Below are 8,010 nucleotides of genomic sequence, written 5' to 3' on the forward strand. Positions count from 1 at the left end.
TGCCCCGCCCCACCCGCTCGGGCACGCTGAAGCCGTGGGCGGGATCATGGCAGGAGGCGCAGGCGACGGTGCCGTCCGCCGAGAGCATCCGGTCGCGGAACAGCCGGCCACCCAGGACCGCCGCTTCGGAGCGCGGCGACGGCGGCGGCGCGGCGACGAGTTCCACGAAGGCGACGCCGGGATCAATCCACGGCGCCGGCCAGGTGTGGGGCGGACCGGCATAGGCGGCGCGCAAGTCGGTGGCTGGCAGGCCGGAGCTTGGCCGGTCAGTCGCCGACGGGTCCGCGCCACGCGAATCGGCAGCGGGATTCGCGGCGGAGGCGGCAGGCCCCATCGCCGGCCCCACCTGCGACATGCGCTCCTGCGCCCCGGCCGGACCGGTGCCGGCGAGGGCCGCGAGGAGCAGCGCCCGTGTCAGGCGGCGCCTCAATGGCAATCCGCCGCCACCTGATCGCGATAAACCTCGAACGACACGGTGGAGGCCCATTTCTCGCGCCGCGCCTGCCATGTCTGCGGCGTCGCCAGCGGGCGCAGCACGCCTTCGACCGCCTCGGCGAGGCCCGCCGCATCCGGCGCCACGGCGACCACCAGATCCGTGGGATCCATGGGCGGCAGGGTCGCCGAGAATTTCTGCCACGACATCTTGCCGAACAGCGGATCGAGCAGCGCCCGGTCATGCAAGGCGGCGTCGCATTCGCCGGTGCGCACCGACATCAGCGCCTGCGCCGGGGCGCGCAGCACCCGCACCTGCGCTCCCAGCCGCACGGCAAGGGCGAGGCCCTGCGCGTTGGCCTCGGTCACGCAGACGGTGCGGCCCTGAAGCGCGCTCCATCCCGCCAGCGGCCGGTCCGAGCGCATGGCGAGGCTGAGGCCGGAGGAGAAGCCCGTCTCCACCACCCGGGCGTGGCGGCGCAGGGGATCCTCTGTGCTGGCGCGGGTCAGCACCAGGTCCACCTCGCCCGCCTTCAGCACGTGCGCGGCGGCCTCGGGAGCGACGCGCACGAGGCTGAGATCGGCGGAGAGCGCACGGGCGAGCGCGGCCGCAAGATCGAGTTCGAAGCCCTCCTCCATGTAGAGCCGCATGTCGGGCGTGTCGGGCGGCGGCAGCCAGGCCACACCCACCCGCAGCGGCCGCCCGGAAAAGTCCGGCGCCGGGCCGCGCGCCCCCGCCGAGACGACGCCGAAAGCGGTTGCGCCGAGGGCGGCGGCCAGCAGGGAAACCAGCACGAGGACGCCCGCCACCAGACGGACAGCGGAACGGCGCGGGCATAAGGTCACGGACATGAGCGCGAGCACCTGATACGGAATTCGGCAAGCATTAGAATATGTTGTGGCCCGCCTTCCCGGCCCGTCCGCCGCCCTCGCCGCCAAGCGGCCGAAGGGGCTGATGAGGGCTTGAAAGGCCTGTTGCTATTTTCTATAAAATCTGTCGATTATATGAATATTGCAAGCCATTCATGGCCTGCCCGCCTCATTTCATCCACGGGAGACACCCATGCCCCAGCGGCCTTCCGCTGCCCGCGCCCTCCGGCCCGGCGTCCTCGCTCTGGCCCTCGCCCTCGCGGCGCCCGCCCTCAGCCCCGCGCGGGCCGAGGAGGTGCTGCCCTCCATCAATCTCCAGCTCACGCCCTGGACCGTGATCGCGCAGGAGAAGGGCTTCTTCAAAGACGCCTTCGACAGGATCGGCACCACCAAGGTGAACCTCATCGCCTCCGGCGCGGCCGACCTGCTCGGCGCCGAGGCGGCGGCGGTGAACGGCGGGGCCATCGCCATCGCCCAGCGCATGATCTATCCGGCCACCGTGCACCGGGCCAACGGCCTCGACGGCGTCATCATCTGGGCGTCCGAGCCCTCCAACCGCTACCGCGCGCCCATCCTCGCCCGCGCCGACAACGACAAGATCAATTCGGTGGCCGACCTCGACGGCAAGAAGTTCGGGTCGAGCCGCATCTCCTGCTACTGGTCCTCGCCCTTCGAGGTCACCACCAAGGCCGGCCTGCCCTTCGATTCCCGCGACAAGCCCGGGCGCATCCGCTACACCTCCATCGACAATGCGGCGGTGGCCATCTCCTCCGTACTCTCGGGCGCGACGGACGCCACCACGGCGCATCTGGCCGCCGGCGCCTTCACCGGCGCGTGGCTCTCCGGCAAGCTCAAAGTGGTGGGCCGCTCGCCCGACGACGGCGTCTATGTGAACAATGCCGGCCGCGTCACCTACTTCGCCCGCCGCGATTTCGTGAACAAGTATCCGCAGGTGGTCAAAGCCTTCCTCGCCGCCCGCGAGCGCACCCGCGAATGGACCTCCGACCACGTGGACGAGGCGGCGGAGATCGTCGCCGACAAGACCCGCGTGCCGCTGGAGGTGGCGAAATTCCAGATCACCCATGCGGGCGAATGGGAGTTCATGGCCGGCGAGCCCAATGCCGAGCGTGCCCGCACCGCCATCAAGACCTTCCAGGCCTGGTACGTGGAGAACGGCGACGACATCCTCGCCGAGCGCGGCCTGACCAGTGCGCAGATCGACGCCTTCATCGACGGACGCTTCTTCGTGGGTGGCCAATACTCCATCTACAACTGACGAAACGGCGCCGGGACAACTCCCGGCGTCCATTTTTCCAAGCTCTCTTCCGCGACCCGGACGCACAGCACATGGCCAATACATCGGACACCATCGAATCCGCGGCGGTCGAGGCCGGCACGGTCGATCGCCCGGCGCCGCGGCTTCTCGGCGGTCTCTTCGGCGCGGGGCGGCCCAATCTCATCGGCTTCATCCTGCCCTTCGCCATCCTGGTGCTATGGCAGACCGCGGCGGCGAACAAGTGGATCGACCCGGTCTTCCTGCCGGCGCCGGTCACCGTGGTGACCGCCTTCTGGAAGATGCTGACCAAGCAGCACCTGGCCTTCGATTTCCTCGCCTCCATCAAGATCGTGGGGCAGGCCTTCCTCTACGGCTCGGTTGCGGCGATCATCCTCGGCATCGCGGCGGGGCTCTCGCGCCAGGTGGAGCAGTTCTTCGGGCCCACCTTCGACACCATCCGCCATATTCCCGGCATCGCCTGGCTGCCGCTGATCGTGCTGTGGCTGGGCATCGGCGCGCCGGCGAAGGTGCTGGTCATCGCCAAGTCGGTGTTCTTCCCGGTGTTCCTGAATACGTTGCAGGGCATCCGCAACGTGGAGAAGAACTATATCGAGCTGGCCAAGGTGCTCACCCTCACCCGCTGGCAGCTGGTGCGCAAGGTGATCGTGCCCGCCGCCATGCCCTCCATCATGGTCTCGCTGCGCTATGCGGCGGGCCTCGCCTGGGCGCTGGTGGTGGTGGCGGAAGGCCTCTCCGGCCTCGAGGGCCTCGGCTTCCTCATCTTCCGCGCCCAGGGGCTGCTGCTCACCGACCAATTGCTCGTCTGCATGGTCATCATCGGCCTCGTGGGCTTCGCCATCGACCGCTCCATGTATATCGCCCAGAAACGGGTGCTGAAGTGGAAGCAGGGCTACGACGGCTGACCCCAGAACTTCAGGAGCCAGACCATGGCGACCCCCGGACATCTTGAATTCCGCAACGTGTCGAAGACCTATGCCCTGCCCGGCCGGCCCCTCGTCAACGTGCTGTCCCATGTGAGCTTCGACGTGGAACCCGGCGCCTTCGTCACCATCGTGGGGCCGAGCGGCTGTGGGAAATCCACCCTGCTGCGCCTCGTGGTGGGGCTTGATGAGGACTATCGCGGCGACATCCTGCTCAATGGCCGCCGCATCACCGGCACCTCGCTCACGCGGGGCATCGTGTTCCAGGACCATCGCCTGCTGCCGTGGCTGACGCTGGAGCAGAATATCGGCCTCAGCCTCGAAAACTCCGGCTGGAGCCAGAAGGAGAAGGCCGAGGCGGTGGCCGAGCATATCGCCCTCGTCGGCCTCTCCGGCTTCCAGAAGGCCTATCCCCACGAATTGTCCGGCGGCATGGCCCAGCGCGGCGCCATCGCCCGCGGCCTTGCCAGCCGACCGGAAATCCTCTTGCTGGACGAGCCCCTCGGCGCGCTCGACGCCCTCACCCGCGTGCACCTGCAGGCGGAGATCCAGCGCATCTGGGAGACCGAGGGCACCACCATGATCCTCGTCACCCACGACGTGGAGGAGGCGGTGTTCCTCAGCCACCGGGTGGTGGTGATGAGCGCCAATCCCGGCCGCGTGGTGGAGAACCTCACCATCGACCTGCCCTTTCCACGCGACCGGGCGGATGCCGGCTTCGTCGCGCTCAAGCGGCGCATCCTCGCCGCCATGGGCGAGGATGGCGGCGCGCGGCGGGACGCGGCGTGAGGGGCGCCGCTCGCATGCGGGGCGCCGCCCTTCGGGGCGCCGCCTTCGCCGCCATGCTGCTGGCGGCCCTGCCGGCCGCCGCCATGGACACCGCGCCTTCCACCGAGCTGCCTGACCTCTCGGCAAGCCGGGCGGCCATCTATGCCGGCGACTATGAGCGGGCGCTGGCGCTGCTGATGCCGCTGACGGCCACGGTGCGCCATGCCGATCTCTACAATCTCATTGCCTTCGCCAACCGCAACCTGAAGCGCTACGGCGAGGCGGCGCGCTGGTACAAGGAAGCCCTGTTCTATGATCCCGCCCATCGCCCCGCGCTCGAATACCAGGGCGAACTCTTCATCGCGATCGGCGATTTCAGGAAGGCCGAGAAGAACCTCGAGCTGATCCGCCTGCTCTGCCACCCGAAGGGCTGCGAGGAGGCCGACAAGCTGCGCGACGCCCTGCGCGCGGCCGGCAGAACCCCCGCATCCTGAACGCCCGCGCGTCTGCAAACGGCCGCGACGGCACGACCGATACATAATTTAACAAGTTCTATTGACATTATGCATAATAGCCCGTCATTTTCAGGGAAATGACGGAGCTTCCCATGAGTCACCCCGCGTCCGCCGCGCAGAGCCCGGACCTCTTCTGGTTCATCCCCACCCATGGCGACGGCGCCTATCTCGGCTCGGAGACGCGGCAGCGCCCGCCGGAATTCGCCTATTTCCGCGAGGTGGCGCAGGCGGTGGAGCGGCTCGGCTTCAAGGGCGTGCTGCTACCCACCGGCCAGAGCTGCGAGGACAGCTGGATCACCGCCGCCGGCCTTGCCACCGCCACCGAGCGGCTGAAATTCCTGGTGGCGCTGCGTCCCGGCGTCACCACCCCGGCCTTCGCCGCGCGGCAGGCGGCGGCGCTCGACCGGCTCAGCGACGGGCGGCTGCTGCTCAACGTGGTGGTGGGCGGCCATCCGGCGGAACTCGCCGCCGACGGCATCTTCCTCGACCATGACGCCCGCTACGCCCAGGCCGACGAATTCCTGAAGATCTGGCGTGACCTGGTGGCCGGGAAGACCGTGGACCACACCGGCAAATATTATCGGGTGGAGCACGGCCGGCTCGACTTCCCGGTGGTGCAGCAGCCCCATCCGCCCCTGTGGTTCGGCGGCTCCTCGGAAGCCGGCCACGAGGTGGCCGCCGAGCACACCAGCGTCTACCTCTCCTGGGGCGAGCCGCCCCATGTCCTGAAAGACAAGCTCGCCGACGTTCAGGCGCGGGCCGCCAAACGCGGGCGCAAGCTGAAATTCGGCCTGCGCATCCATTTCATCGTGCGCGAGACCGAGGCCGAGGCCTGGGCCGCCGCCGACAGGCTGATCTCCCAGGTCTCCGACGAGCAGATCGAAAGCGCGCAGAAGCGCTTCAAGGTGGAGATGGATTCGGTGGGCCAGGCACGCATGGCCGCGCTCCAGCCCGGCGACCGCAACAAGCTGGAAATCGCGCCGAACCTGTGGGCCGGCATCGGCCTGGTGCGGCGCGGGGCCGGCACGGCGCTGGTGGGCGATCCGAAAAGCGTCGCCGCCCGCATCCGCGAATATCAGGAGATCGGCATCGAGACCTTCATCGGCTCGGGCTATCCGCACCTGGAAGAGGCTTATCGCGTCGCCGAGCTCTTATTCCCCGAGCTTGGCATCGACGGCCGTCGCCGCAAGGTTTCCGACAATATCGTCAATGAGTTCGCCGTGGGCTCCCACCTCGCGGAGCGGCGTCGCGCCGCCGTGTCCTGAGCCCCGAGGAGATGCAGATGACCACCCGTCCCAAGTTCACCCGCCGCGCCTTCGCCCGCCTCGCCGCGGCCGGCGTCGTGCTGTCCGCCGCCCTCGCCGCGGTGCCGGCCCGCGCGGAAGGCGTGCTGCGCATCGCCCAGCAGTTCGGCACCCTCTACACGCCGTTCCACGTGCTGCGCGAGAAGGGCCTTATCGAGAAGCACGGCAAGGCGCTGGGCATCGACATCAAGGTGGAGTGGACGCGCCTCTCCGGCGGGGCGGCGGTGAACGACGCCCTGCTCTCCGGCAACATCGACATCGCCTCCGCCGGCATCGGGCCGTTCCTCACCTTGTGGGACAAGACCCGCGGCACGGCGCAGGAGGTGAAGATCGTCGGCGCCTTCGGGGCGCAGCCGAACTTCCTCCTCACCAACAACCCGAACGTGAAGACCATCAAGGACTTCACCGAGAAGGACAGGATCGCGACGCCGGCGGCGGGCGTCTCGGTGCAGGCGCGCATCCTGCAGATGGCGGCGGAGCAGGCCTTCGGCCCCGGTAACGCCAAGAAGCTCGACCCGCTGATGGTCACCCTGCCCCATCCCGACGCCACCGCCGCGCTGATCGCCGGCGGCACCGAGATCACCACCCATCTCTCCAACCCGCCGTTCCAGAACCAGGCGCTGAAGGACCCCAAGGTCCACAAGGTGTTCTCCTCCTACGACATCCTCGGCGGCCCGGCGACGCCCACCGTGGCCTACACCACGGTGAAGTTCCGGCAAGAGAATCCGAAGACCTACAAGGCCTTCCAGGACGCCTTCGCCGAGGCCACCAGATGGGTGGCCGAGAACAAGAAGGAGGCGGCCGAGATCTATGTGAAGGTGGAGCAGTCCAGGCTCGATCCCGCCTTCATCGCGGAAGTCCTGTCCGATCCCGAGGTGACCTACACGCTGGTGCCCCTCGGGACCATCAAGTTCGCGGATTTCATGAACCGGATCGGTGCCATCAAGGCCAAGCCCACCAGCTGGAAGGACTTCACCTTTGAAGAGCTGCATTCGGCATCCGGCAGCTGAGGGGACGATCATGACCGCCGTTCCCGCCCGCCTTGTCGCTCGCCCCCTGCCCGCCCCAACGCCGGGCGCGGCACTCCCCGTGCTCGCGGCGCGCGGCCTCACCCTCGACTATGCCGGCGCCAAGGGCCGGCACCGGGCGGTGGAGGACGTGAGCTTCTCCGTCGCGGCGGGCGAGCGGCTGGTGCTGCTGGGGCCGTCCGGCTGCGGCAAGTCCTCCATCCTCAAGGCGCTGGCAGGCTTCCTGAAACCGGCCGCGGGAACGGTGGAGATCCGCGGCAGGGCCATCACCGGGCCGGGGCCGGACCGCATCGTGGTGTTCCAGGAGTTCGACCAGCTCCTGCCCTGGAAGACCGTGCGCGACAACGTGGCCTTCCCCCTGCGCGTCGCCCGCAGGATGCCGCTGAAGGAGGCCCGCGCCCGCGCCGAGGCGGCGCTGGTGAAGGTGGGCCTTGCCCGCGCGCTGGATGCCTATCCGCACACGCTGTCGGGCGGCATGAAGCAGCGCGCCGCCATCGCCCGCGCGCTCGCCACCGATCCCGACGTGCTGCTGATGGACGAGCCGTTCGCCGCGCTCGACGCCCTCACCCGCCGCACCCTGCAGGACGACCTTTTGGCGCTGGCCGAGGAACAGGGCTTCACCCTGGTCTTCGTCACCCATGCCATCGACGAGGCGGTGCTCATCGGCACGCGGCTGCACCTGCTCGCCGCCCATCCGGGGCGCACCCTCGCCACCTTCGACACGGCCGCCCTCGGCATTGCGGCGCGCGGCACGCCGGCCTTCGAGGCGGTGGTGCGCGATGTCCACAATCTCATCTTCGCCGACGGAGCCCTCCATGTCTGACACAACCCTGTCCGACGCAGGCCTTGTCGATGCGGGCCTTGTCGGCGTGGGCC

The 8,010-nt window shown here is 68.9% G+C and carries 9 protein-coding genes; 7 read left to right on the forward strand and 2 right to left on the reverse strand.

What is annotated here, in order from left to right; genetic code table 11:
- Positions 1–430: cytochrome c peroxidase (locus K9U40_RS20650; protein WP_282891999.1), on the reverse strand; the 430-nt coding region annotated here is incomplete at its 3' end.
- Complete coding sequence (locus K9U40_RS20655) at positions 427–1,284, reverse strand: transporter substrate-binding domain-containing protein (protein WP_282892000.1); 858 nt, start codon at positions 1,282–1,284, stop codon at positions 427–429. The genes K9U40_RS20655 and K9U40_RS20650, both read right to left, overlap by 4 nt.
- Before the next feature lie 211 nt (positions 1,285–1,495).
- Between K9U40_RS20655 and K9U40_RS20660 the strand changes: the two genes are divergently transcribed.
- From K9U40_RS20660 to K9U40_RS20690, 7 genes are all read left to right on the forward strand, one after another.
- A complete protein-coding gene (locus K9U40_RS20660; protein ID WP_282892001.1) occupies positions 1,496–2,578 on the forward strand; it encodes an ABC transporter substrate-binding protein in 1,083 nt (360 codons plus the stop codon).
- A 71-nt stretch (positions 2,579–2,649) separates the two neighbouring features.
- Positions 2,650–3,501 (forward strand): ABC transporter permease, encoded by an 852-nt coding sequence (locus K9U40_RS20665; protein WP_282892002.1) that lies wholly within the window; start codon positions 2,650–2,652, stop codon positions 3,499–3,501.
- Positions 3,502–3,525: 24 nt separating this feature from the next.
- Positions 3,526–4,308, forward strand: a complete 783-nt coding sequence (locus K9U40_RS20670; RefSeq protein WP_282892003.1) for an ABC transporter ATP-binding protein — start codon at positions 3,526–3,528, stop codon at positions 4,306–4,308.
- Between the two features lie 14 nt (positions 4,309–4,322).
- The gene (locus K9U40_RS20675; RefSeq protein WP_282892004.1) at positions 4,323–4,781 is read left to right on the forward strand and encodes a tetratricopeptide repeat protein; all 459 of its coding nucleotides are present in this window, start codon (positions 4,323–4,325) and stop codon (positions 4,779–4,781) included.
- Between the two features lie 113 nt (positions 4,782–4,894).
- Positions 4,895–6,067, forward strand: a complete 1,173-nt coding sequence (gene ssuD / locus K9U40_RS20680) for an FMNH2-dependent alkanesulfonate monooxygenase (RefSeq protein ID WP_282892005.1) — start codon at positions 4,895–4,897, stop codon at positions 6,065–6,067.
- 17 nt (positions 6,068–6,084) lie between these two features.
- Positions 6,085–7,116 carry an ABC transporter substrate-binding protein gene (locus K9U40_RS20685; protein ID WP_282892006.1) on the forward strand — a complete coding sequence of 344 codons (1,032 nt, stop codon included), beginning with the start codon at positions 6,085–6,087 and terminating at the stop codon, positions 7,114–7,116.
- A gap of 10 nt (positions 7,117–7,126) precedes the next feature.
- Entirely contained in the window at positions 7,127–7,957 is an 831-nt protein-coding gene (locus tag K9U40_RS20690; RefSeq protein WP_282892007.1) for an ABC transporter ATP-binding protein, read from the forward strand.
- Positions 7,958–8,010: the final 53 nt, after the last annotated feature.

The organism is Xanthobacter autotrophicus (assembly GCF_030015065.1).
Lineage (GTDB): Bacteria > Pseudomonadota > Alphaproteobacteria > Rhizobiales > Xanthobacteraceae > Xanthobacter > Xanthobacter autotrophicus_D.